Source organism: Sphingomonas sp. BK345 (assembly GCF_014193845.1).
Taxonomy (GTDB): domain Bacteria; phylum Pseudomonadota; class Alphaproteobacteria; order Sphingomonadales; family Sphingomonadaceae; genus Sphingomonas.
Window position 1 is genome coordinate 256,011 of record NZ_JACHZX010000003.1, and the last position, 21,194, is coordinate 277,204.

General features: G+C 71.1%; 23 protein-coding genes, 1 tRNA gene and 1 pseudogene. 22 read left to right on the forward strand and 3 right to left on the reverse strand.

Features of this window, described 5'->3' with window-relative positions; genetic code table 11:
* The first annotated feature begins 37 nt into the window (after window positions 1-37).
* The 6 genes from FHY03_RS10625 (at window position 38) to ribH (ending at window position 5,448) form a co-directional block, all read left to right on the forward strand.
* Window positions 38-1,402, forward strand: a complete 1,365-nt coding sequence (locus FHY03_RS10625) for a glutamate--tRNA ligase (protein ID WP_183930686.1) — start codon at window positions 38-40, stop codon at window positions 1,400-1,402.
* A gap of 17 nt (window positions 1,403-1,419) precedes the next feature.
* Complete coding sequence (locus FHY03_RS10630) at window positions 1,420-1,767, forward strand: hypothetical protein (RefSeq protein ID WP_183922448.1); 348 nt, start codon at window positions 1,420-1,422, stop codon at window positions 1,765-1,767.
* Between the two features lie 216 nt (window positions 1,768-1,983).
* A complete protein-coding gene (gene ribD / locus FHY03_RS10635) occupies window positions 1,984-2,931 on the forward strand; it encodes a bifunctional diaminohydroxyphosphoribosylaminopyrimidine deaminase/5-amino-6-(5-phosphoribosylamino)uracil reductase RibD (protein ID WP_221190124.1) in 948 nt (315 codons plus the stop codon).
* Between the two features lie 9 nt (window positions 2,932-2,940).
* Entirely contained in the window at window positions 2,941-3,564 is a 624-nt protein-coding gene (locus FHY03_RS10640) for a riboflavin synthase (protein ID WP_183930690.1), read from the forward strand.
* Window positions 3,554-4,687 (forward strand): 3,4-dihydroxy-2-butanone-4-phosphate synthase, encoded by a 1,134-nt coding sequence (gene ribB / locus FHY03_RS10645; protein WP_183930692.1) that lies wholly within the window; start codon window positions 3,554-3,556, stop codon window positions 4,685-4,687. Before FHY03_RS10640 ends, ribB begins: the two co-directional genes overlap by 11 nt.
* Window positions 4,688-5,028: 341 nt before the next feature.
* Entirely contained in the window at window positions 5,029-5,448 is a 420-nt protein-coding gene (gene ribH, locus FHY03_RS10650; RefSeq protein ID WP_183922440.1) for a 6,7-dimethyl-8-ribityllumazine synthase, read from the forward strand.
* A 340-nt stretch (window positions 5,449-5,788) separates the two neighbouring features.
* Here ribH and FHY03_RS10655 read toward each other — a convergent pair whose 3' ends face one another.
* The gene (locus FHY03_RS10655) at window positions 5,789-6,598 is read right to left on the reverse strand and encodes a DUF72 domain-containing protein (protein WP_183930693.1); all 810 of its coding nucleotides are present in this window, start codon (window positions 6,596-6,598) and stop codon (window positions 5,789-5,791) included.
* On the reverse strand, window positions 6,595-7,308 hold the full coding sequence (locus FHY03_RS10660) for an HPP family protein (RefSeq protein WP_183922436.1): 714 nt from the start codon (window positions 7,306-7,308) through the stop codon (window positions 6,595-6,597). The genes FHY03_RS10655 and FHY03_RS10660 overlap by 4 nt, the downstream gene beginning before the upstream one ends.
* A 214-nt stretch (window positions 7,309-7,522) precedes the next feature.
* Between FHY03_RS10660 and FHY03_RS21040 the strand changes: the two genes are divergently transcribed.
* The 3 genes and pseudogenes from FHY03_RS21040 to FHY03_RS21045 all read left to right on the forward strand — a co-directional run bounded on the left by FHY03_RS21040 (window position 7,523) and on the right by FHY03_RS21045 (window position 8,053).
* Window positions 7,523-7,672: a hypothetical protein gene (locus FHY03_RS21040; protein WP_260158876.1), complete on the forward strand. Its 150-nt coding sequence runs from the start codon at window positions 7,523-7,525 to the stop codon at window positions 7,670-7,672.
* Between the two features lie 20 nt (window positions 7,673-7,692).
* Window positions 7,693-7,815, forward strand: a pseudogene (locus tag FHY03_RS21330) (cupin domain-containing protein); the annotation flags it as partial.
* A gap of 82 nt (window positions 7,816-7,897) precedes the next feature.
* Window positions 7,898-8,053 (forward strand): hypothetical protein, encoded by a 156-nt coding sequence (locus tag FHY03_RS21045; RefSeq protein WP_260158968.1) that lies wholly within the window; start codon window positions 7,898-7,900, stop codon window positions 8,051-8,053.
* 54 nt (window positions 8,054-8,107) lie between these two features.
* Here FHY03_RS21045 and FHY03_RS10670 read toward each other — a convergent pair.
* A tRNA-Gly gene (locus FHY03_RS10670) sits at window positions 8,108-8,182 on the reverse strand.
* 159 nt (window positions 8,183-8,341) lie between these two features.
* Between FHY03_RS10670 and FHY03_RS10675 the strand changes: the two genes are divergently transcribed.
* From FHY03_RS10675 to FHY03_RS10735, 13 genes are all read left to right on the forward strand, one after another.
* Window positions 8,342-9,052, forward strand: coding sequence for a response regulator transcription factor (locus FHY03_RS10675; protein ID WP_132908299.1), 711 nt, complete (start codon window positions 8,342-8,344; stop codon window positions 9,050-9,052).
* Between the two features lie 11 nt (window positions 9,053-9,063).
* Entirely contained in the window at window positions 9,064-10,377 is a 1,314-nt protein-coding gene (locus tag FHY03_RS10680; RefSeq protein ID WP_183922434.1) for an ATP-binding protein, read from the forward strand.
* Window positions 10,378-10,589: 212 nt separating this feature from the next.
* Entirely contained in the window at window positions 10,590-12,143 is a 1,554-nt protein-coding gene (locus FHY03_RS10685; protein ID WP_183930696.1) for a SulP family inorganic anion transporter, read from the forward strand.
* 166 nt (window positions 12,144-12,309) lie between these two features.
* Entirely contained in the window at window positions 12,310-13,161 is an 852-nt protein-coding gene (locus FHY03_RS10690) for a TorF family putative porin (RefSeq protein ID WP_183930698.1), read from the forward strand.
* 291 nt (window positions 13,162-13,452) lie between these two features.
* Entirely contained in the window at window positions 13,453-14,349 is an 897-nt protein-coding gene (locus tag FHY03_RS10695; protein ID WP_183931323.1) for a tetratricopeptide repeat protein, read from the forward strand.
* Window positions 14,346-14,969 carry an LON peptidase substrate-binding domain-containing protein gene (locus FHY03_RS10700; RefSeq protein WP_183930700.1) on the forward strand — a complete coding sequence of 208 codons (624 nt, stop codon included), beginning with the start codon at window positions 14,346-14,348 and terminating at the stop codon, window positions 14,967-14,969. The genes FHY03_RS10695 and FHY03_RS10700 overlap by 4 nt, the downstream gene beginning before the upstream one ends.
* An 8-nt stretch (window positions 14,970-14,977) precedes the next feature.
* Window positions 14,978-15,163: a Trm112 family protein gene (locus FHY03_RS10705; RefSeq protein ID WP_311721366.1), complete on the forward strand. Its 186-nt coding sequence runs from the start codon at window positions 14,978-14,980 to the stop codon at window positions 15,161-15,163.
* Between the two features lie 413 nt (window positions 15,164-15,576).
* On the forward strand, window positions 15,577-15,888 hold the full coding sequence (locus tag FHY03_RS10710; protein ID WP_260158877.1) for an STAS domain-containing protein: 312 nt from the start codon (window positions 15,577-15,579) through the stop codon (window positions 15,886-15,888).
* Window positions 15,885-16,253 (forward strand): response regulator, encoded by a 369-nt coding sequence (locus tag FHY03_RS10715; protein WP_183922417.1) that lies wholly within the window; start codon window positions 15,885-15,887, stop codon window positions 16,251-16,253. The genes FHY03_RS10710 and FHY03_RS10715 overlap by 4 nt, the downstream gene beginning before the upstream one ends.
* Window positions 16,250-18,238 (forward strand): chemotaxis protein CheA, encoded by a 1,989-nt coding sequence (locus FHY03_RS10720; protein ID WP_183930704.1) that lies wholly within the window; start codon window positions 16,250-16,252, stop codon window positions 18,236-18,238. Before FHY03_RS10715 ends, FHY03_RS10720 begins: the two co-directional genes overlap by 4 nt.
* Window positions 18,235-18,765 carry a chemotaxis protein CheW gene (locus FHY03_RS10725; RefSeq protein ID WP_183930706.1) on the forward strand — a complete coding sequence of 177 codons (531 nt, stop codon included), beginning with the start codon at window positions 18,235-18,237 and terminating at the stop codon, window positions 18,763-18,765. The genes FHY03_RS10720 and FHY03_RS10725 overlap by 4 nt, the downstream gene beginning before the upstream one ends.
* Before the next feature lie 100 nt (window positions 18,766-18,865).
* A complete protein-coding gene (locus FHY03_RS10730) occupies window positions 18,866-20,650 on the forward strand; it encodes a methyl-accepting chemotaxis protein (protein ID WP_183930708.1) in 1,785 nt (594 codons plus the stop codon).
* On the forward strand, window positions 20,647-21,138 hold the full coding sequence (locus FHY03_RS10735) for a chemotaxis protein CheW (RefSeq protein WP_183930710.1): 492 nt from the start codon (window positions 20,647-20,649) through the stop codon (window positions 21,136-21,138). The genes FHY03_RS10730 and FHY03_RS10735 overlap by 4 nt, the downstream gene beginning before the upstream one ends.
* Window positions 21,139-21,194: the final 56 nt, after the last annotated feature.

Here is a 21,194-nt window from a genome sequence, read left to right on the forward strand (position 1 = left end):
GCGAGGGGAAGGGGCGGCGCGTAAGCGCGGGCGGGCCATGACCAGCCCTTCCTCTCCCACCGTCACCCGCTTCGCGCCGTCGCCGACCGGGCGGCTCCACGTCGGCAACATCCGCACCGCGCTGCACAGCTGGATGCTGGCGCGGCGCGACGGCGGGCGCTTCGTGCTGCGCATCGACGACACCGACGCCGAGCGCAGCGAGGAGCGCTACGTCGACTCGATCCGCGCCGACCTCGCCTGGCTCGGGCTGGTGCCCGACCAGGAGGTGCGCCAGTCGGAGCGGTTCGCGCTCTACCAGGCGCGCTTCGACGCTCTGGTCGCTGCGGGACGGATCTACCCGGCCTATGAGAGCGCGCAGGAGCTGGACCTGAAGCGCAAGGTGCTGCTCGGCCGCGGGCTGCCGCCGGTGTACGATCGCGCCGCGCTCCGCCTCACCGACGCCGAGCGCCAGGCATTGGAGCGGGACGGCGTGCGCCCGCACTGGCGCTTCAAGCTCGACCACGACTCGCCGATCGAGTGGGACGACCTGGTGCGCGGTCCGCAGCGCTTCGATCCGGCGACGATGAGCGACCCGGTGGTTCGCCGCGCCGACGGCTCGTGGCTGTACATGCTACCCTCGGCGATCGACGACGCCGATCTCGGCATCACGCACGTGGTCCGCGGCGAGGACCATGTCTCGAACACTGCGCTCCAGCTGCAGATGTTCGCGGCGATGGACGCGCCCGCGCCCGCCTTCGCGCACGCCGCGCTGCTGACCGGGAGCGAGGGCAAATTGTCGAAGCGGCTCGGCTCGCTCGGGGTCGACCATTTCCGCGAGAGCGGGATCGAGCCGGCAGCGGTGCTCTCGCTGCTGGCCCGGATCGGCACCAGCCAGCCGGTCGAGCCGCTCGCCGACCCGGCGCCGCTGATCGAGGCGCTCGACTTCGCGCACTTCGGCCGCGCGCCCGCGCGGTTCGACGAGGCCGAGCTGGCCCAGGTGAGCGCGCGCGTCGTCCACCAGCTGCCGTACGAGGCGGTCGCCGACCGGCTCCCTGCGGGGATGGACGCCGCGGCGTGGGACGCGGTGCGGCCCAATCTCGCCACCGTCGCCGAGGCGGCCGACTGGTGGGGTGTGATCGAGGGACCGATCGAGGCGGCGATCGCCGCCGAGGACGGCGCCTATCTCGCCCAGGCCGGCGCCGCGGCGCGCGCGATCGACTGGGCGGGCGATCCGTGGCACGCGCTCACCGCGCGGCTCAAGGCGGAGAGCGGGCGCAAGGGCAAGCCGCTGTTCCTGCCGCTGCGCCGCGCGCTGACCGGGCGCGACCACGGTCCCGACATGGCCGCGCTGCTGCCGCTGATCGGGCGCGACCGCGCGCTCGCGCGGCTCGATGCCGCGGCGGACTCGAACCGCGGCGTCTAACCCCCTATATCGTCGCGATGCAGTTCTTCGCCCGACTGTCGCCGCTGCGCGCCGCGCGTGACCTCCGCTTGTTCTTCCACACGCGCGAGCGCTACGAATGGGGGTTCCTGGCACTATCGGTGGCGATCACCGGCTTTCTCGTCTGGGCGTTCTTCCACGATTCGTACTTCGAGAAGGAATATAAGCCGAACATCATCTACTTCGAGCAGTGGAAGCTGGATCGCACCGATGCGCAGATCGTCGCGCAGCAGCAGATCGACCAGGCCAAACGCGAGATCGCCCAGCGCGAGCAGCGCGCGCGCGAGGAGAAGCTGCGCCAGGGCTTCAAGCGGCTCGACGACAAGCTCAACGCGATGGGGATCTGAGCGGGGCGGGGCAGGCGGTGATGCCGTACCCTCTCCGTCGCCCCGGCGGAGGCCGGGGCCCAGATGGGAAGAGCGCAGTGAGTGCCGCTGCCGTCCCGCAACTGGACCCCGGCCTGCGCCGGGGTGACGTTGGAGGGCGAGTTGAGCGCATTCTGTCGAGGGCCAGCCGATGGTGGCGTGCCGATGTGCGCTGACCTCCCCTCCGATCCCCGCTGGATGGCCGCCGCGCTCGCACTGTCCGAGCGGACGCGCGCGCGCACCTACCCCAATCCGAACGTCGGCTGCGTCCTCGTCCGCGACGGCGCGGTGGTCGGCCGCGGCTGGACCCAGGCCGGCGGCCGCCCGCACGCCGAGGCGATGGCGCTCGACCAGGCGGGCGCGCGCGCGCGCGGCGCCACTGCCTATGTCACGCTCGAGCCCTGCGCCCACGCCAGCCCGCGCGGCCCCGCCTGCGCCGACCTGCTCGCCGCGGCGGGGATCGCGCGCGCGGTGGTGGCGCTCGGCGATCCCGACCCGCGTACCGACGGCGCCGGTCTGGCGCGGCTGCGCGCGGCGGGGATCGCGGTGGATGTGGGCGTCGACGCCGCGGCGGCGCGGCGCGCGATGGCGGGGTTCCTTACGCGGCGTGCCCTCGGGCGGCCCTGCGTGACGCTCAAGCTGGCGCTGTCGCTCGACGGCGCCGCGGCGATGGCGGACGGGCGCAGCCAGTGGATCACCGGACCGGAGGCGCGCGCACACGCGCATCTCGAGCGCGCGCGCCACGACGCGATCCTGGTCGGCCGCGGCACCTGGGAAGCGGACCGGCCGCGGCTCGATGTCCGGCTCGCGGGGCTGGAGGCGCGTGCGCCGCTCCGGGTGGTGCTGTCGTCGGGGGCGTCGGCCGCGCGTGAGGACGACCCGCGCTGGATCGAATCCCCCGCCCGAATCGCCTCCCTTCCCGCCGACCACCTGCTCGTCGAGGGTGGCGCGCGCACCGCCGCCGCCTTCCTGCGCGCCGACCTGGTCGATCGCCTGCTGCTCTACCGCGCGCCGATCCTGATCGGCGGCGGGCGCACGCTGCCCGACATCGGGCTCGCCGCGCTCGGCGACGCGCACGCGCGCTGGCGGCTCGCCGACGCGCGCCAGCTTGGCAGCGATCGGCTCGAAGTCTACGAGCGCGGCTGAGAGGTCATCATGTTCACCGGCATCGTCTCCGACATCGGCACCATCCGCCAGATCGCGCAGCGCGGCGACACCCGCGTGGTGATCGACACCGCCTATGACGTCGCCACGATCGAGCTCGGCGCGTCGATCGCCTGCTCGGGCGTGTGCCTGACCGTCGTCGACAAGGCGCCGCACGAGAGCGGCGTCGGCGGCTGGTTCGCGGTCGACGTCTCGCACGAGACGCGGAGCCGCACCGCGCCCGCGCAATGGGCCGAGGGGCGCAGCCTCAACCTCGAACGCGCGATGAAGCTGGGCGACGAGCTCGGCGGGCATATCGTCACCGGCCATGTCGACGGCGTTGCGACGGTGGAGGCGATCACCGCCGACGGCGACTCGCGCCGCATCGCCTTGCGCGTGCCGGGCGACCTGGCGCCGTTCCTCGCGCCCAAGGGCTCGGTGACGGTCGACGGCGTCTCGCTCACCGTCAACGCGGTGGAGGACATGGCCGACGGCACGCGCTTTACCGTCAACCTGATCCCGCACACCCAGGCAGTCACCACGCTCGGCGCCCTGGCCGAGGGAGAGGCGGTCAACATCGAGATCGACGTGCTCGCGCGTTATCTCCAGCGGATGGAGCATTATCGTGGTCGCTGAGCCGGCGGCGCTGGCGCGGCTGCGCCACGGCTATCTCTCCTCGCCCGAGGAACTGATCGACGAGGCGCGCAACGGCCGGATGTTCATCCTGGTCGACGACGAGGATCGCGAGAACGAGGGCGATCTCGTCATTCCCGCGCAGATGGCGACGCCCGAGAAGATCAACTTCATGGCCAAGTACGGCCGCGGGCTGATCTGCCTCGCGCTGACCAAGGGCCGCGTCGAGCAGCTCGGGCTCGACCTGATGAGCCGCAACAACGGCACCCGCCACGAGACCGCCTTCACCGTCTCGATCGAGGCGAAGGAGGGGGTCACCACCGGCATCTCCGCCGCCGACCGCGCGCGCACGATCGCGGTGGCGATCGACTCGACCAAGGCGCGCGACGACATCGTCACCCCCGGCCACGTCTTCCCGCTGGTGGCGCGCGACGGCGGCGTGCTGGTGCGCGCCGGCCATACCGAGGCGGCGGTCGACGTCGCGCGGCTCGCCGGGCTCAACCCCTCGGGCGTGATCTGCGAGATCATGAACGAGGACGGCACGATGGCGCGACTCGACGATCTCGTCACCTTCGCGCAGTTCCACCACCTCAAGATCGGTACGATCCGCGACCTGATCGCCTATCGCCGCCGCCACGACCATCTCGTCGAGCTGGTCAGCGAGGCGCCCTTCACCAGCCGCTGGGGCGGCGACTGGACGGTGCGCGCCTATCGCAACAAGGCGACCGGCACCGAGCAGATCGCGCTGGTCAAGGGCCGGGTCGATCCGAGCAAGCCGACGCTGGTGCGGATGCACGCGCTCTCGCCCTTCGCCGACATGTTCGGCGAGGACAGCCAGCGCAGCCACCTGCTGTCGCGCTCGATGGAGCTCATCGGCGAGGCCGGCGCGGGGGTGATCGTCGTGATCAACCGCCAGCGCGCCGACGCCTTCACCACCGCGGTGCGGATGAAGGCGGGCGAGGCGGTAACGGTCGATATGGAGGAACTGCGCGACTATGGCGTCGGCGCGATGATCCTCGCCGAGCTCTCCGTCCACGACATGGTGCTGCTGACCAACACGCACCACACTTTGGTCGGGCTCGACGGCTACGGCCTGTCGATCGTCGGCGAGCGCGAGATCGACTGAGCGGGGTGGGCGGGGTGAGCCGAGCGCGACCTGCCAGGCGCGAGCGAGGGACGGAGTGGCCGGTCACCCCCTTCGCCTCGACCTCGGCTCGCGTCCTATCGCGGCCGCACCACCACCTTTCGTCATCCCCGCGAAGGCGGGGATCCAGACACGCTGGCGGGCGTGGCGGTGTGCAGCGCCAGCCGCCCCCGACGGCACGTACCTGGCGCGGCTCAGGACGAGAGGCGCGAGGACCGCGCGTCTGGATTCCCGCCTGCGCGGGGATGACGTGAAGGGGCGCAGTGCCGGCGCGCACCCCTGCGTGGGCAGCACCATCATACGACCACATCGAGGAGACCAGCGTGGCGCATATCCTGATCGTCGAGGCACGCTTCTACGACCATCTCAACGACCTGCTCGTGGCGGGCGCGCGCGGCGCGATCGAGGCCGCCGGGCATAGCTGCGAGGTGCTCACCGTGCCCGGCGCGCTGGAATTGCCCGGCGCGATCGCCATGGCGTCCGAGCGCGGGCGCTGGGACGCCTTTGTCGCGCTCGGCGTGGTGATCCGCGGCGAGACCTATCATTTCGAGATCGTCGCCAACGAGAGCGCGCGCGGGATCATGGCGCTGACGATGGACGGGGTGGCGATCGGCAACGGCGTGCTCACCACCGAGGACGAGGCACAGGCGATCGTGCGCGCCGATCCGGCGCAGCTCGACAAGGGCGGCGCCGCGGCCAAGGCGGCGCTGGCGCTGCTCGACCTGCGCGACCGGCTGGGCTGAGCGCGGGCCGGCTGTCCTACAGCCGGCGCGTGCGGCTATCATTCCGTCCTGATCGTCTGAGCCGAAGCGTGCTCCTGCGTTCGCAGGAGCCCAGCGCGGCGAGCGTCATCCTCCCGGCCTGGGCTCCGGCGTTCGCCGGAGCACGGATCGGCTCGGGTGTATCGGAGTTCAGGACGCCCGCATGCTCGCCGACCTTGCCCGTCGATCGCCTCGCCCGGTTGTGTCGGCATGCGTGCCGGCGGCTCAACATTCGCAACATGCGCGCGCCCAGAGTGCCTCGCGGGCGCAGTGTACGGTTCGTGTGACACCGCGTGGTGACTCAACATTCGCAACATTCGCGCTACGCCGGGGTCCACCCCAGCCGGTTGAGCAGCGCCATCGCGGCATGCGGCGCGCGCACCTTGGCGCCGTTGATCATGAACACGAACGTGTCGCGCGGCCGCACCGGTGCCGGCTCGGCGACATAGGGCAGCCCGTGGGGGCTCTTCCCCGCCGCCCAGTCACGCGCCACTTGCGCCCAGCGGTCGAGCGCGGCCGGCGCATAGCCCGCGGGCTCCTCCTCGCGCGCGTCCTCCAGCCGGGCGTAGACGAAGTCGCCCGAGAGATCGGCGAGCGCGGGATAGTCTGCGGAGTCGCCGTAGACGATCGCCACGCCGGCGGCGCGGCACAATGCGACAAATTCAGGGTTCGCGAACGATTCGTGCCGCACCTGGACAGCGTGGCGCAGCGCGACCCCGTTCTGCTTCGCCGGCAGCAGCGCGAGGAAGGCGCGCAGGTCGTCGGCGTCGAACTTTCGGGTTGCCGCCATCTGCCACAGGATCGGGCCGAGCTTGTCGCCCAGCTCGGTGATCCCCTGGCCGACGAAGCGCTGCACCGACTCGCCCGCCTCGGCCAGCACCTTGCGCGTGACACAGTAGCGCGACGCCTTGAGCGCGAAGACGAAACCCCCGGGCGCGGCGTCGCGCCAGCTTGCGAAGGTCGCGGGCTTGAACGAGGAATAGAAGGTGCCGTTCACCTCGATCGCGGTGACGTGGCGGCTGGCATAGTCCAGCTCGCGCTTGTGCGGCCATTTCTCGGGATAGAAGGTGCCGCGCCACGGCTCGTAGGTCCAGCCGCCGATGCCGACTCGGATGGGTGCCGTACTTGTCATGCCACCGGCGTGCCGCGTCGCGCGCGCGCTGTCGAGCCGGCCGTCGCCGGCGCGGCGCGGCGCTGCGCCGCATGCCATTCGGCACGGGTGAGCAGGGCGTCGAGATCCTCGGGGGCGATGTCGAACGTCTCGTGCAGGTCGGCGAGCGCAGCGTCGATGTCGGCGGCGTGGAGCCCCGCCGACACCGGGGCGGCGGCGCGATGCGGATAGGAGCGCGCGGTGGCGCGGTGGAACAGCAGACCCGCGCCGACCAGCGTCAGCGAGTTGAGCGCGACCGGCAGCAGCGCGAAGCCGAAGCCCGCGGCATGCACCGCCGGGCCGCCGATCACCGCGGTGAGCGCGGCGGCGCCGCCGGGCGGGTGGAGGCAGCGCAGCAGCGACATGACCAGGATCGCGCTGCCCGCCGCCACGCCGGCGGCGAGCGCGGTGCCGGGGACGAGCCGGTACACCGCCACGCCGACCAGCGCGGAGAGCGTGTTGCCGCCGATCACCGGCCAGGGCTGCGCCAACGGGCTCGCCGGCACCGCGAACACCAGCACCGCGGAGGCGCCGAGCGGCGCGACGATCAGCGGCAGGTCGGCGCGCTCCAGCGGCAGCACGGCACAGACCAAAGCGGTGAGCGCGATGCCGATCGCGGCGCCGACGCAGGCGATCAGCCGCTCGCGGAAGTGTGCGCCGGAGAGCAGGGGCTTGAAGAGGCGTGACGGCATCGCGCGACGGTGTGGCGTGGCACGCACATGACGTCAATTCACCCCCGCCCCGGCCGATCATTCGCCCGTCCGCGCCGCGGCCGGGCGCCCGCTCGGACTGTAAATCATCGCGCGACCGGCGAAGACCGGCGCCGTGATACGCTCAGGCTCCGACATCACCGACGAGTCGGCCCAGCACCTTCGCGTGGTCGACTACTAGCGGGAGGGGAGACGTATGGAACGCCGGACGATGCTGGGGTTTTCGCTGGCCACGCTGGTCGGCAGTACGTCGCTCGGCGAGCCAGCAGGCGCCGCGACGCCGGCGTCGGCTGGGGCGGTGCGGGCGGCAGTGACCATGACGGTCGGCCGCACCGGATCGGTGTGAGCGCCACCACCTACAAGGTGGTGACCCGGGAGACCGGGGGCGCGCTGTTCGTCGTCGAGCAGGCTAAGCAGCGCCGCGGCGGACCGCCGCTTCACGTCCATCACGGCGAGGATGAACTGTTCTACGTCCTGGCAGGCGACTATGTCGTCCAGGTCGGCGATCAGCGGTTCCCGCTCGGCACGGGCGACTGTATCCTGGGCGTTCGTCGGCGCAGGGAGGGGGCGGTTGCTGCTGAGCTACGCACCCGCGGGCAAGATGGAGGCCTTCTTCAACGCCTGGGAACAGCTCGGCTTCACGCCGGGCGGCTACTCGCAGGAAAAGGACGCCGCACTGCTGCGCTCCTACGGCATGGAGCGACGCGGTCCCCCGATCGCGCTATGAAGGCTTGGCGCCCTTCGGAATGTCGCTGAGATGTGTCGCGTCGGCGAGGCCGACTGGAGCGGGCGAAGGGATTCGAACCCTCGACCCCAACCTTGGCAAGGTTGTGCTCTACCCCTGAGCTACGCCCGCTCTGGCGCCTGTGCCGCCCTCGTGACGAGGACCGGCTGGGTGAGGCGCGGCCACTAGCAGCGGCCCCGACGCCCGGCAACAGCTTTTTACGCACCACCGCATTTTTCTGCCGCACGCGCGAATTGACCCCGATCAGCCCTGACCTTAGGTCCCGCTGGCATGACCGCTCCAACGATCCTGCTCGTCGAGGACGATCCCTCGCTCCGCATGCTCACCGCGCGCGCGCTGCAGGAGAACGGCTTCGCGGTCCGCCCCGCCTCCGCCGCGCCCGAGATGTGGCTGGCGCTCGATTCAGGCCCGGTGGACCTCGTACTGCTCGACATCATGCTGCCCGGCACCAGCGGGATCGACCTGTGCCGCTCGCTGCGCCAGAAGAGCGACGTGCCGATCATCTTCATGTCGGCACGCGCCTCGGAGACCGACCGGGTGGTCGGACTCGAGCTGGGCGCGGACGACTATATCGCCAAGCCGTTCGGCACGCGCGAGCTGGTGGCGCGGGTACGCGCGGTGCTGCGCCGGCCCGCGCTCGACCGCCGCGCCGGCGCGGGCGACCAGGGCATGCTGACCTTCGACGGCTGGACGATCAATCTGCCGCGGCGCGAGCTGAGCTCGCCCAGCGGCGCGATCGTCGATCTCACCGGCGCCGAGTTCGACCTGCTGGTCGTGCTCGCCGACCATGCGCAGCGCGTGATCGCGCGCGAGCGGCTGATCGAGCTCAGCCGTACCCGGCTGGGCGATAGTTCGGATCGCTCGATCGACGTGCTGATCAGCCGGCTGCGTCGCAAGCTCGGCAGCGCGGGCGCACCCGCGCCGATCGTGACGGTGCGCGGCGTCGGCTATATGCTCAACGCGCCGGTCGAGCGCGGCTGACCCGCGCGCGGATGCGCTCGCTGCGCCGCCCCGCGCTCGGCCTGCTCGGCCAGGTGCTGGCGATCCTGCTGCTGACTCTGGTGATCGAGTTCGGCGCCAGCACCCTGCTGTACGAGCGCGCCAGCCGGTTCGCGGTACGCGACGACGAGGCGAACCGGCTCGCCGAGCATCTCGTCATCAGCCGCCGCCTGCTCGCCGAGCGCCCTGCGGCGCAGCGCGAGCGCATGGCGGCCGAGCTCACCACCGACCGCTACGCGCTGCGCTGGAGCGAGGCGCTGCCCGCCCCGCCGCCGATCGCGCCGGCGCTCGACGAGATGCAGCGGCAGGTGATCGAGTGGGAGCCCTCGCTCGCCGCGACCGACCTCCGGCTGCGCGTGCAGACCCCGGGGCGGCGCTCGGTGGTGACCGGCGGCTTGCGGCTCGATGACGGCAGCTGGCTGTATTTTCGCACGCTCGAACCGGTCGCGACGATCAATCTCGCCTTCGAGCGGATCGCGCTGGCGATGGTGCCCGCGATCGCGCTGATGGTGCTGGGCGGGATCCTGCTGCGGCGCGTGCTGCTGCCCTTGCGCCGGCTTGCCGCGGCGGCCGAACGGGTGGGGCACGGCGAGGTCGTCCCCGTCGAGGAAGACGGGCCGGGCGAGGTGCGCCGCGTGATCGGCGCGTTCAATCGCATGCAGGATCGCATCCAGGCGCTGATCGCGGGGCGCACGCAGGCGTTGGCGGCCGTAGGGCACGACCTGCGCACGCCGCTGGCGCGGCTGCACCTGCGCACCGAGTCGCTGCCGCAGCTCGAGGCACGCGAGGCGATCGCGCACGACGTCGCCGAGATGGAGTCGATGATCACTTCTTTGCTCGCTTTTCTCGGCGGCGAGGCGGAGCCCGAGCCGACCAGCGTGGTCGACCTTGCGGTGATGTGCGCCACCGTGATCGACGACGCGCAGGACCGCGGGGCGGACGCCGAATATGACGGGCCGGATCACTGCGAGTGGAGCGTGCGCCGGCTCGGCTTCAAGCGCGCGCTGGTCAATCTGGTGGAGAACGCGCTGCATTACGGCGAGCGCGCGCGTCTGACGCTGCTGCCCGGCGACGCGGCACTGACGATCCGCGTCGAGGACGACGGACCAGGCATCCCCGACGACCAGCTCACGCGCGTGCTCGAGCCCTTCGTCCGGCTCGACCCGGCGCGCGGGCGCGACACGGTAGGGTTCGGGCTGGGGCTGTCCATCGTCCAGCTCGCCGTCGTCGCGGAAGGCGGTACGCTGACCTTGTCTAACCGCGCCGAGGGCGGGCTGCGCGCCGAGATCGTGCTGTCGCGGCGCTGAGGCGCTTCGTGCCGGCCGGAAGCTGCGCGTGGCCCGCGAGCAACACAACGACACGTCTCGGCCGAACGCGGGACACTACGTAGCGCTACTCCCTGGACGATTACTCATCAGGAGGTTGCCGCCGTGGACGACGCCAGCGGACGCGTGTTCAGTCGAGAGGTCGCGGCGTCTCGGCCGGCCTTCCCTCCCGCCCAGCGCCGGGTCGCGGCGTGATGGCCAGCCTCGCGCAACCCGCCGCCGCGGTCGCCCGTCCCGGCGTCTCGATCCCCGCGATCCGCTTCCTCGGGCGCGACCTCACCGCCTCGATCGTCGTCTTCCTCGTCGCCATGCCCTTGTGCATGGGGATCGCCATCGCCTCGGGCGTTCCGGCCGAGAAGGGCCTGATCACCGGCATCATCGGCGGAATCGTGGTCGGCGCGATCGCGGGTTCGCCGCTTCAGGTCAGCGGCCCCGCGGCGGGCCTCGCGGTGATCGTCTACGAGCTGGTGCGCGACCAGGGGATCGGCGCGCTCGGGCCGATCCTCATCCTCGCGGGGCTGGTCCAGTTCGTCGCCGGCGTGTTCCGGCTCGGCGGCTGGTTCAAGGCGATCTCGCCCGCGGTGGTGCACGGCATGCTCGCGGGGATCGGCGTGCTGATCGTCGTCGGCCAGTTCCACGTGCTGTTCGATCATCGCCCGCTGCCGAGTGGTCTGCAGAATCTGGCAGCGGCGCCGGGACGGCTGTTCGGCCTGTCGAGCAACCTGCAGGCGACCGAGTTCGCCTTCGCGATCGGCGTCGCGACGATCCTGGCGATGCTCGGCTGGGAGAAGTTCCGCCCGCAGTCGCTGCGGCTTCTGCCGGGTGCGCTAGTCGGCGTCGTGGTCGGCACGTTGCTGTCGCTGACGCTCGGGCTCGAGGTCGCGCGCGTCCAGGTCCCCGCCTCGATCGTGGGCGCGATCGCGCCGCCGAGCGCCTCGGCGCTGGCGAGCTGGCTCAACCCCTCGATCCTCGCCGCGGCCTTGGCGATCGCCTTCATCGCCTCGGCCGAGACGTTGCTCTCCGCCGCCGCGGTCGACAAGATGCACGACGGCGTCCGCACCGACTATAACAAGGAGCTGCGCGCGCAGGGGGTCGGCAACCTGCTGTGCGGGCTCGCCGGCGCGCTGCCGATGACCGGCGTGATCGTGCGCAGCTCGGCCAATGTCCAGGCACAGGCGGCGACTCGACTGTCGTCGATGCTGCACGGCGTGTGGATCCTCGGCTTCGTCGCCGCGCTGCCGTTCGTGCTCACCGCCATCCCGATGGCAGCGCTGGGCGCGGTGCTGGTGGTGACCGGGGTGCGGCTGGTGAGCGTCAAGCATGCCACCCACCTGTTCCGCGACTATGGCGCGCTGCCGGTGCTGATCTGGGCGGCGACGCTGGTGACGGTGGTGACGACCGACCTGCTGACCGGCGTGCTGGTCGGCATCGGGCTGACGATCCTCGAGCTGGTGCCGCACCTGCGCCGCCTCCGGCTCAAGGTGTTCGAGGCGAGCGATGGCGAGTCGCACGCGATCACGCTCGACGGCACCGCCACCTTCGTCACGCTGCCGAAGCTCTCCGAGACGCTCGACCGCGTGCCCGCCGGCACCAACGTGCGGATCGACGCCACGCGGCTCGACGCGGTCGATCACACCAGCGCCGAGATGCTGCGCGACTGGTTCCAGCGCCGCCGCGCTGCCGGGGCGACGGTGGAGATTACCGGGGCGCGTGGCAGGATCGCCACACTCGCGGAGCATCGTCACTGAGCAGGTGGGCTGGCAACTTTTGACATCAAGCAGAAATAATTCGGCAACATCGCCTGAATACGTCTGGAGGGTGGCTTAGCGGCTGCCCTCCCGACGCCTTCATGGGCACGGGGGAGAGCAAGCCCGGGTCACGAGCAGGAGGAGCCTCTGCCACAAGGGAGGTTCCATGAACTACACGCTTCGTCTCGCGGCCGCGGCGCTCGCCGCCGGCCTCGCCGTTCCCGCCGCCGCGCAGGACACCGCGCCGCCCAAGCCCGTCACCGTCTCTGGCTCGGTCGGCCTCGTCAGCGACTATCGTTTCCGCGGCGTGTCACAGTCCGACGAGAATCTCGCGGTGCAGGGCGGCTTCACCATCGCGCACGAGAGCGGCGTCTACATCGGCACCTGGGGCTCGAACCTGGCGGGCTGGGGCACGTTCGGCGGCGCCAACATGGAGCTCGACCTGATCGCCGGCTACAAATTCCCCGTCGGCGGCGGCACGCTCGACGTCGGCGCGACCTGGTACATGTACCCGGGCGGCTTCGACAACACCGACTTCATCGAGCCTTATGCGAAGCTGTCGGGCACGCTCGGCCCCGCCTCGCTGACCGCCGGCGTCGCTTACGCGCCGAAGCAGGAAGCACTCGGCTCCTGGTACCTCAACGGGACCTCGGCGGCGAACGGCGTGTATGATCGTCCGGGGGACAAGAACGACAATCTCTACGTCTGGGGCGACGTTGCCGCGGCGATCCCCAACACCGGCCTGACCGCCAAGGCGCATGTCGGTGCCTCAAAGGGCAACAAGGGCCTCGGGCCGTTCGCCACCAGCGTCGCGCCGACCGGCGAGTATGTCGACTGGATGCTCGGCGCCGACTACGCGATCCCGACGACGCCGCTGACCTTGGGCGTCGCCTATATCGACACCAACATCTCCGAGCGTGAGGCGGCCTATCTCCAGCCGAGCTTCAGCAAGGGGCAGGACGGCACCGGGACGATCGCGGGCAGCACCGTGGTGGTGTCGCTGACGGCGGCATTCTGACGGTCGAACGCGCGATTCCACTACGGGCTTCATCCTGAACGCCTCCCAGGATCCACTGTCGCGCGCGCTCAGATGATGAGGCGCTCGCGGCGTCGTAGATCCTCGAACGAGTTCAGGACGACGCTGAAATGGATCGGGCGCGCCGTCCGCGTCCGATCGAGCCTCACGCTTGCCGCGATAGAACGAGCGTCGCTTGTCGGGGTCACCGCGCGGCAGGGGGTTTGTATCCCCTGCCGCCTTCCCACATAAGGGCCCCAGCAATCGCAGGAGCGCCCCTTGGCCACGCTAGGAATGTCATCGGCAGAGAAGGAGGCCGTGCAGCGCTTCCGGTCCGAGGTCGTCGAGCCCTCGATGACCCACCTCGTCATCATCGATTTCTGGGCCGAGTGGTGCGGGCCGTGCAAGGCGCTGGGCCCGGTGCTGGAGAAGGTCGCCGCCGAATACGCCGACAAGGGCGTGGTGCTGGTCAAGGTCGATACCGACAAGGACCAGTTCATCGCCGCGCAGTTCCAGATCCGCTCGATCCCGACCGTCTACGCGATGTTCCAGGGGCAGCTCGTCGCCGATCTGACCAGCGCGCGCACCGAGTCGCAGCTGCGCACCATCCTCGACCAGCTGCTGCGCCAGCTGCCGATCGCGGGCGAGGCGCAGGAGCAGGAGGCCGAGCTCGAACCGCTGATCGCGATGGGCGAGCAGGTCCTCGCCGAGGGCGATGCGGCGCGCGCGCTGTCGATCTTCGACCAGCTCGCCGACATGGCGCCCGATCACCCGGCCGTGCTGTCGGGCCGGATCCGCGCGCTGGTCGCGGCGGGCGAGGTGGACGAGGCCGAGGCAGCGATCGCCGCGCTGCCCGAGGAGGTCGCGGCGCTGCCCGACGTCGCGCGCGCGCGCTCGGCGCTGGCGCTGGCGCGCTCCGCGCCCGCGGTGGACGATCTCGCTCCGCTGGAAGCCGCGGTAGCGGCTGATCCGGACGACCTCCAGGCGCGCTACGACCTCGCCAACGCGCGCATGGCGGCGGGCAACCGCGACGCCGCGGCGGAGGGCTTCCTGTCGATCGTCGCGCGCGAGCGCGACTGGAACGAGGGTGCGGCGCGCCAGCAGCTGCTCAAATTGTTCGAAGTGGTCGGGCTCGAGGACCCCTGGGTCGCGGCGCAGCGGCGCAAGCTGTCGGCGACTTTGTTCGGATGAGCGAGACGACGCGGCTCTCGATCTTCCCGCTGCCGGGCGCGCTGCTGTTCCCGCAGTTGCACCTGCCGCTGCACATCTTCGAGCCGCGCTACCGCGCGATGGTGTCCGACGCGATGGCGCGCGATCGGCGCATCGCGATGATCCAGCCGCGTCCGGACAGCGAGGATCGCGGCCGGCCCGGGCTGTTCGAGGTCGGCTGCGTGGGTCGCATCGCCGAGGTGGAGGCGCTTGAGGACGGGCGCTACAACCTGATCCTTCAGGGCCTCGCGCTGTTCCGCCTGGTGCGCGAGATCGAGGTGACGACGCCGTTCCGGCAAATCGAGGCGCAGCTGCTGCCGTCACCGGCGGACGAGACGCTGTCGCTCAGCGCGCGCTCCTCGCTTGAGCTGGAGGCGCGGCGTTTCGCTGCGGTGCAAGGCTATGCAGTCGACTGGAAGGCGGTCGGCCGGCTCGACGACACCAGTCTGGTCAACGGCATCGCGCAGATCGCGCCGTTCGACGTGGCGGCCAAACAGGCGTTGCTCGAGGCCGACGGTATCGCCGACCGCGCCGAGCTGCTGGTGCAGCTGATGCAGTTCTTCGGCCGTCACGACGGCGAGGACCGGGTCACGTTGCAGTGAGCGACGCGGTGCCGCCGATCCTGGACGACTGGCTGCTGGCGCGACTGGTGTGCCCGGCGACGCGCACGCCGCTGCGCTACGATGCGGCGCGCGGGCTGCTGGTGTCGGACGCGGCGCGGCGCGGCTATCCGGTGCGCGACGGCGTGCCGGTGCTGCTGGTCGAGGCAGCGGTGCCGCTCGACGACGCTGAGTAGATCACCGAAACGGGTTGACCCGTTACGGCGAAGTAACGCCCGCTCACTGCTGAGCTGATCCTGATACGTCAGCGTGCTTTCGCCAACTATCGCTGCTGACCCGGATCGGCGATCAAGTATAGGTCAGCCATCCTAACGCTAACTAATATGCTGTAAACGGCATGTGCTCAGCACGTTCGTCAGCTTCTGCTTCATCGATGCGGCCGGATAGCGCGCTCATCGATGATCCAGCGGAGAAGATCGGACGTGATGACGACCCGCAGCGACGCGCCCATGATCGGTCGCACGCCAGGCCATCGCGCGGGACGACGGTGCGCTGCTCCCTTACCAGGGAGTGGCGCGGCGACGCGTGCGCTGTGTCCGGCTCCCGTAGGGCCGACGCGAGATGGTGTCTGGACGAGGATCTGACCGGTATGACCACCGCGATCATGGCGGAGCGCGACCTCTCGCTCGCGACCATCGACCGGCTCGCCGCCGCCCTGCGCGAGGCGCTCTCGCGCGGCGGCTCGATACGGCTCGACCTCACCCATGTCGCCACCCCCGATCTCGCGCTGCTCCAGGTCGTCGAAGCGGCGCGGCGACAGGCGTCGCGCGACGGCGTCGACATCACGCTGGCCGCGCCGGCCGGGGCCGTTCTGGCGAGGGCGCTCGAGCGCGCCGGCTTCACCTCCGGCTTCGACGCCACCGACCATGATTTCTGGTTCCACGGAGACCCGCCGCGATGAGTGCCTCGATCCTGACCGTCGACGATAGCGCCAGCCTGCGCATGGCGATCCGCATCGCGCTGACCGGGGCGGGCTATACCGTGACCGAGGCGTGCGACGGCGCGGATGGGCTGGCCAAGGCGGCGGCGACCCGCTTCGACCTGATCGTCACCGATCTCAACATGCCCAACATGGACGGGCTGAGCATGATCCGCGCGCTGCGCGAGCAGCCCGCGCAGACGGGCGTGCCGATCATCTTCCTCAGTACCGAATCGGACGCGGAGGTGAAGGCGCAGGCCAAGGCCGCCGGCGCGACCGGCTGGCTGGTCAAGCCGTTCGAGCCCGAGCAGCTGATCCGAGTGGTGCAGAAGGTGCTCGGGCGGTGAGCATCGAGGACCCCACCGCCGCCTTCCGGGTCGAGGCACGCGAGCTGCTCGATCAGGTCGAGCAGGCGCTGCTCGACCTCACTCACCGGCTGGACGATGCCGCGCTGATCGACTCGGTGTTCCGCGGGCTGCACACGCTCAAGGGCTCGGGCGCGATGTTCGGCTTCGACGCGCTCGCCGCCTTCACCCACCATATCGAGAGCGCCTTCGACCGGGTGCGCAAGGGGCGCGCCCGCGCCACGCTCGAGCTGGTCGCCACCGTGCTCGCCGCGCGCGACCACATGCGTGCGCTAGTAGAGGGCGACGCCGTGCCGAACGACGGAGCGGCCATCCTGGCGCGGCTCGCCGCCGCGGTAGACGCTCCCGCGACCGAGCCTGCCGCGCCGCCGCGATCCCCGGGGCGGGAGGCGGCTACCGCCGGCTGGCGATTGTCGTTCCGGCTGCCGCGGGCGGCGCTGGCGCACGGCACCAACGCGCTCGCGCTGCTCGACGAGCTGCGCGCGCTCGGCGATTGCACCGTGACGGCGCGGCGCGACACGATACCGCCGCTCGACCAGCTCGCCGAGCGCGACTGCCTGGTCGCCTGGGACGCGGAGCTGCGCGGCGACGTGCCGCACGCCGCGATCGATGATGTGTTCCTCTTCGTGCTCGACGGTATGGAGCTGAGCGTGACGCCGCTCGCGCCAGCCGACGCGGCCATCACCGCGGCCGAGGCGGCGCCGATGCCCGAATCGGCGCGCGAGCCCGACCGATCCGCGTTCGACCAGCCCGCGCCTGACACGTTCGGCGACCGCCGCGCCCGTGTCGCACAGGGCGAGCTGGTCCGCGTGCCCGCGGCGCGGCTCGATACATTGATGGACCGGGTCGGCGAGCTGGTGATCGCGCAGAGCCGGCTGAGCCAGCTCGCCGGGGACCGCCACGACCTGCCGTTACGCTCGGTCGCGGAGGAGGTCGAGCGGCTCGCCGCCGAGCTGCGCGACACGATGATGGTGCTGCGGATGGTGCCGGTGGCGAGCCTGTTCGGTCGCTTCCGCCGGCTGGTGCACGATCTCGCGCGCGAGACCGGCAAGGCGATCGCGCTCGAGACGACGGGCGAGTCGACCGAGATCGACAAGAGCGTGGGTGAGCGGCTGTTCGACCCGCTCGTCCATATTCTCCGCAACGCCTGTGATCACGGGCTGGAGCCGCCGGACGAGCGGATCGCGGTCGGCAAAGGCGACACCGGCACGATCCGGCTCGCGGCGCATCAGGCGGGCGGCGCGGCGGTGATCACGATCAGCGACGACGGTCGCGGCGTCAGTCGCGCGCGCGTGCGCACCAAGGCCGAGGCGAGTGGGCTGGTCCAGCCCGGCGAGGTGCTCAGCGACGCGGCATTGCTCGCGCTGATCTTTCATCCCGGCTTCTCCACCGCCGTCGCGGTGACGAACCTCTCCGGGCGCGGCGTCGGCATGGACGTGGTCAAGCGCGAGATCGAGCGGCTGCGCGGCACGATCGAGCTGGTGAGCACCGAGGGCGCCGGCACCACGATCACGCTGCGCATCCCGCTGACGCTGGCGATCATCGACGGGCTGCTCGTCCGCGTCGGCACGGTGCGCTATGTCATTCCCCTCGCGGCGGTGGAGGAGTGCCTCGAGCTCTCCGCGGAGGAGGACCGCCGGTCGCTCGGCCGCAGTCTGATCACGCTGCGCGATCGGCTCGTGCCGTTCCTGCGATTACGCGAGCTGTTCGCCAGCGACGCTCCGCCCGGTGCCTTTCAGAAGATCGTGGTGGTCGCGACCGGGCGCGAGCGCGTCGGGCTGGTGGTCGATCAGATCGTCGGCAGTCATCAGACGGTCGTGAAGGCGCTCTCGCCGTTCCACCGCGGGATCGGCTCCTTCTCGGGCGCGACCATCCTGGGCGACGGTGGCGTCGCGCTGATCCTGGATGTCGCGCAACTGGTCGCGCGCGGACAGCAGATCGAGGCGGCGATGGAGCAGGCGGCATGAGCGCGCACTCCACCGGCGGCGAAGCGGTCAAAGGCGTCGCAGCGATCGCCTGGGACGCGCACGGCGAACTCGAGGTGCTCACCTTCGATCTCGGCGGCGAGCGCTTCGCGATCGAGGCGACGCTGGTGCGAGAGATCGTCGAGCTGCTGCCCGAGACCAAAGTGCCCGGCGCTCCCGCGCTGGTCGACACGGTGGTGAACCACCGTGGCCGCATCGTGCCGGTGGCTGACCTCCGCGCGGCCTTCGCCATGGTCGCCGCGCCGCCCACCGCGGAGAGCCGCCTCGTCGTGGTCGAACTCACGCTCGACGACGAGACGCTGCTGCTCGGCTTGCGCGCCGATCGCGTCCACGAGGTGGTGACACTCGCCGAGGCGAACAGCGAGGACGCGCCGAGCGTCGGCGTGCGCTGGCCGCGCGCTTATGTACGGCGGCTGGTGCGCTCGGGCGACGACGTGATCGTGCTGCCCGACCTCGCTGCCATCCTCGCCCCGGCGCTCGACGGCGCGGGCGCGGGCATCGGAGAATGAGCTGGGCGGCGCCGCGGCGTCTTCATCTGGCGACCACCGGTTCCTTCGGACCGGCAGATTCAGTCATTTCGTACCGACCCTCTTACCGAGGACCCCAGTGATGCGTGCCACGATCAAGCTGAAACTCATCGTCACCTTTGCCCTGCTGACCCTGCTGCTGCTCGCCGTCGTCGGCGTCGCGATCACGCGGATGGGGACGCTCGACACCGCCATCGCCGAAGTGCTCGACGGGCCGACGAAGCGCGCGCTGCGCTCGCTCGCGCTCAACGATGCGCTGGGCGACGTGATGCGCATGGAGAAGAACATGGCGATGACGACCGACGACGCGCTGACGCGTACGTTCGACGAGCGGCTCGGCCAGGATCGCGCACGAGTCGAGCGGCTGATGGCCGAGGGGCTGGCCAATGCCTCGGAGGAGAACAAGCTGCGTTGGGGTCAGCTGCAGGACCAATGGGCCGCGTACAAGGCGGTCAACGACCGCATCCGTGCACTCGCCCTCGCCAATCAGAACGTGGAGGCGGCGCGACTGTCGCTCGGCACGGCGCTCAGGCTCGGCGACGAGATCACCCAGACGAGCGACCAAATGGTTGCCGCGAACCGCGCCTCGATGCAGCGCGCCGAACAGGACACCGACGCGCTCTACGCCCAGTCGCGCTGGATGCTGATGGCGACCGCTGCGGTGGCGCTGCTGGTGGCGATAGCGGGGGCGGTGTGGATCGCGCTGCTGGTATCGCGCGGGCTGCGCGCCGCCTCGACCGCGATCGAATCGGTGGCGCTGGGCGACCTCGACCAGGACGTGCGAGTCTCCGGCAACGACGAGATCCGCGATCTGGTCGAGGCGGTCAACCGCATGACCGCCAATCTGCGCGGCACCGCGGCGCTGGCCGACTCGATCGCGCGTGGCGACTTGACGATGGAGCACGTGCCGCTGTCGGAGCGCGACCGGCTCGGCCATGCGATGGTGGCGATGGTGGCGCGGCTGCGCGACGTGGTCGGAAACGTGAACGGCGCGGCGGCGCAGGTCGCGGGCGGCAGTCAGGAGCTCTCCTCGGCCTCGGAGCAGGTGTCGCAGGGGGCGACCGAGCAGGCCGCGGCGGCGGAGGAAGCGTCCGCGTCGATGGAGCAGATGGCGGCCAACATCAAACAGAACGCTGACAACGCTACGCAGACCGAGAAGATCGCGCGCCAGTCGTCGCAGGATGCCGAAGCCAGCGGCGCGGCGGTGCAAAGAGCGGTCGGGGCGATGCGCACGATCGCGGAGAAGATCGGCATCGTGCAGGAGATCGCGCGCCAGACCGACCTGCTCGCGCTCAACGCCGCGGTGGAGGCGGCGCGCGCCGGCGAGCACGGTCGCGGCTTCGCGGTGGTGGCGGCCGAGGTGCGCAAGCTCGCCGAGCGCAGCCAGGCCGCCGCGGCGGAGATCGGCGCGATGTCGAGCGACACGGTCGCGGCGGCGGGCGCGGCGGGCGAGATGCTCACCCGGCTGGTGCCCGACATCCGCCGCACCGCTGAACTGGTGGCGGAGATCAGCGCGGCGTGCCGCGAGCAGGATCTCGGCGCCGGGCAGATCAACCTCGCGATCCAGCAGCTCGATCAGGTGACCCAGCAGAATGCCGGCGCGGCCGAGCAGATCTCCACCACCGCCGACGAACTCGCTGGCCAGGCCGAGGAGCTCCAGCAGAGCATGGGCTTCTTCCGCACCGACCAACAGCGGCCGAGCGCGGGCACACCGCGCCGCACGGCGCGCACAGCGGCCGCGCCGCCGTCGCGGGCAGCCACGCCGTCGCGTCGCGCCGGTGAGCCGGCACGTTCGCGCGGCTTCGCGCTCGATCTCAGCAGCGGCGGTCCCGATCGTGAGGACGCCGACTTCGGTCGCGCGGCATGAGCGCGGCGGGCGAGCTCCAGGTCGTTGTCTTCGCGCTGGGTGACGAGCAGTTCGCGCTGCCGGTCGGCGCGGTGCGCGAGATCCTCGACCATCACGCGCCTTTCCGCGTGCCCCATGCCCCGGCGTGGCTGCTCGGCCTCACCGACGTGCGTGGCGCCTCGGTGCCGGTCATTGATCTGCGGCTGCGGCTCGGGCTGACACCGGTCACCGTCACGCCGACGACGCGCGTGCTGGTCGTGGAGGTGACGCTCGCCGAGCGCGCCGCGATCGTGACGCTGGGGCTCACGGTCGATCGCGTGCTCGACGTGCGCAGCTATGCCGCCGCGACGATCGAGCCGCCGCCCGAGCTGGGCGTGCGCTGGCGCGCCGAGCATCTGCGCGGCGTGCTGCGCCGCGACGGCGGTTTCGCCATCCTGCTCGATCTCGCCAGCATCTTCTCGGGCGACGCGGACGCCGAGCTGCTGATCGATACCGCGGAGGACAGCTGATCTCCGGCGCGAGGAACGGTGATGACTTCGCTCGCACGCGGACGGGTGGGCGAGGC

Coding starts and splice junctions, on each gene's coding strand:
- FHY03_RS10625 (WP_183930686.1), top strand. CDS start 38: ATGACCAGCCCTTCCTCTCCCACCGTCACCCGCTTCGCGCCGTCGCCG.
- FHY03_RS10630 (WP_183922448.1), top strand. CDS start 1,420: ATGCAGTTCTTCGCCCGACTGTCGCCGCTGCGCGCCGCGCGTGACCTC.
- ribD (WP_221190124.1), top strand. CDS start 1,984: ATGGCCGCCGCGCTCGCACTGTCCGAGCGGACGCGCGCGCGCACCTAC.
- FHY03_RS10640 (WP_183930690.1), top strand. CDS start 2,941: ATGTTCACCGGCATCGTCTCCGACATCGGCACCATCCGCCAGATCGCG.
- FHY03_RS10655 (WP_183930693.1), bottom strand. CDS start 6,598: ATGACAAGTACGGCACCCATCCGAGTCGGCATCGGCGGCTGGACCTAC.
- FHY03_RS10660 (WP_183922436.1), bottom strand. CDS start 7,308: ATGCCGTCACGCCTCTTCAAGCCCCTGCTCTCCGGCGCACACTTCCGC.
- FHY03_RS21040 (WP_260158876.1), top strand. CDS start 7,523: ATGGAACGCCGGACGATGCTGGGGTTTTCGCTGGCCACGCTGGTCGGC.
- FHY03_RS10675 (WP_132908299.1), top strand. CDS start 8,342: ATGACCGCTCCAACGATCCTGCTCGTCGAGGACGATCCCTCGCTCCGC.
- FHY03_RS10680 (WP_183922434.1), top strand. CDS start 9,064: ATGCGCTCGCTGCGCCGCCCCGCGCTCGGCCTGCTCGGCCAGGTGCTG.
- FHY03_RS10685 (WP_183930696.1), top strand. CDS start 10,590: ATGGCCAGCCTCGCGCAACCCGCCGCCGCGGTCGCCCGTCCCGGCGTC.
- FHY03_RS10690 (WP_183930698.1), top strand. CDS start 12,310: ATGAACTACACGCTTCGTCTCGCGGCCGCGGCGCTCGCCGCCGGCCTC.
- FHY03_RS10695 (WP_183931323.1), top strand. CDS start 13,453: ATGTCATCGGCAGAGAAGGAGGCCGTGCAGCGCTTCCGGTCCGAGGTC.
- FHY03_RS10700 (WP_183930700.1), top strand. CDS start 14,346: ATGAGCGAGACGACGCGGCTCTCGATCTTCCCGCTGCCGGGCGCGCTG.
- FHY03_RS10710 (WP_260158877.1), top strand. CDS start 15,577: ATGACCACCGCGATCATGGCGGAGCGCGACCTCTCGCTCGCGACCATC.
- FHY03_RS10715 (WP_183922417.1), top strand. CDS start 15,885: ATGAGTGCCTCGATCCTGACCGTCGACGATAGCGCCAGCCTGCGCATG.
- FHY03_RS10725 (WP_183930706.1), top strand. CDS start 18,235: ATGAGCGCGCACTCCACCGGCGGCGAAGCGGTCAAAGGCGTCGCAGCG.
- FHY03_RS10730 (WP_183930708.1), top strand. CDS start 18,866: ATGCGTGCCACGATCAAGCTGAAACTCATCGTCACCTTTGCCCTGCTG.
- FHY03_RS10735 (WP_183930710.1), top strand. CDS start 20,647: ATGAGCGCGGCGGGCGAGCTCCAGGTCGTTGTCTTCGCGCTGGGTGAC.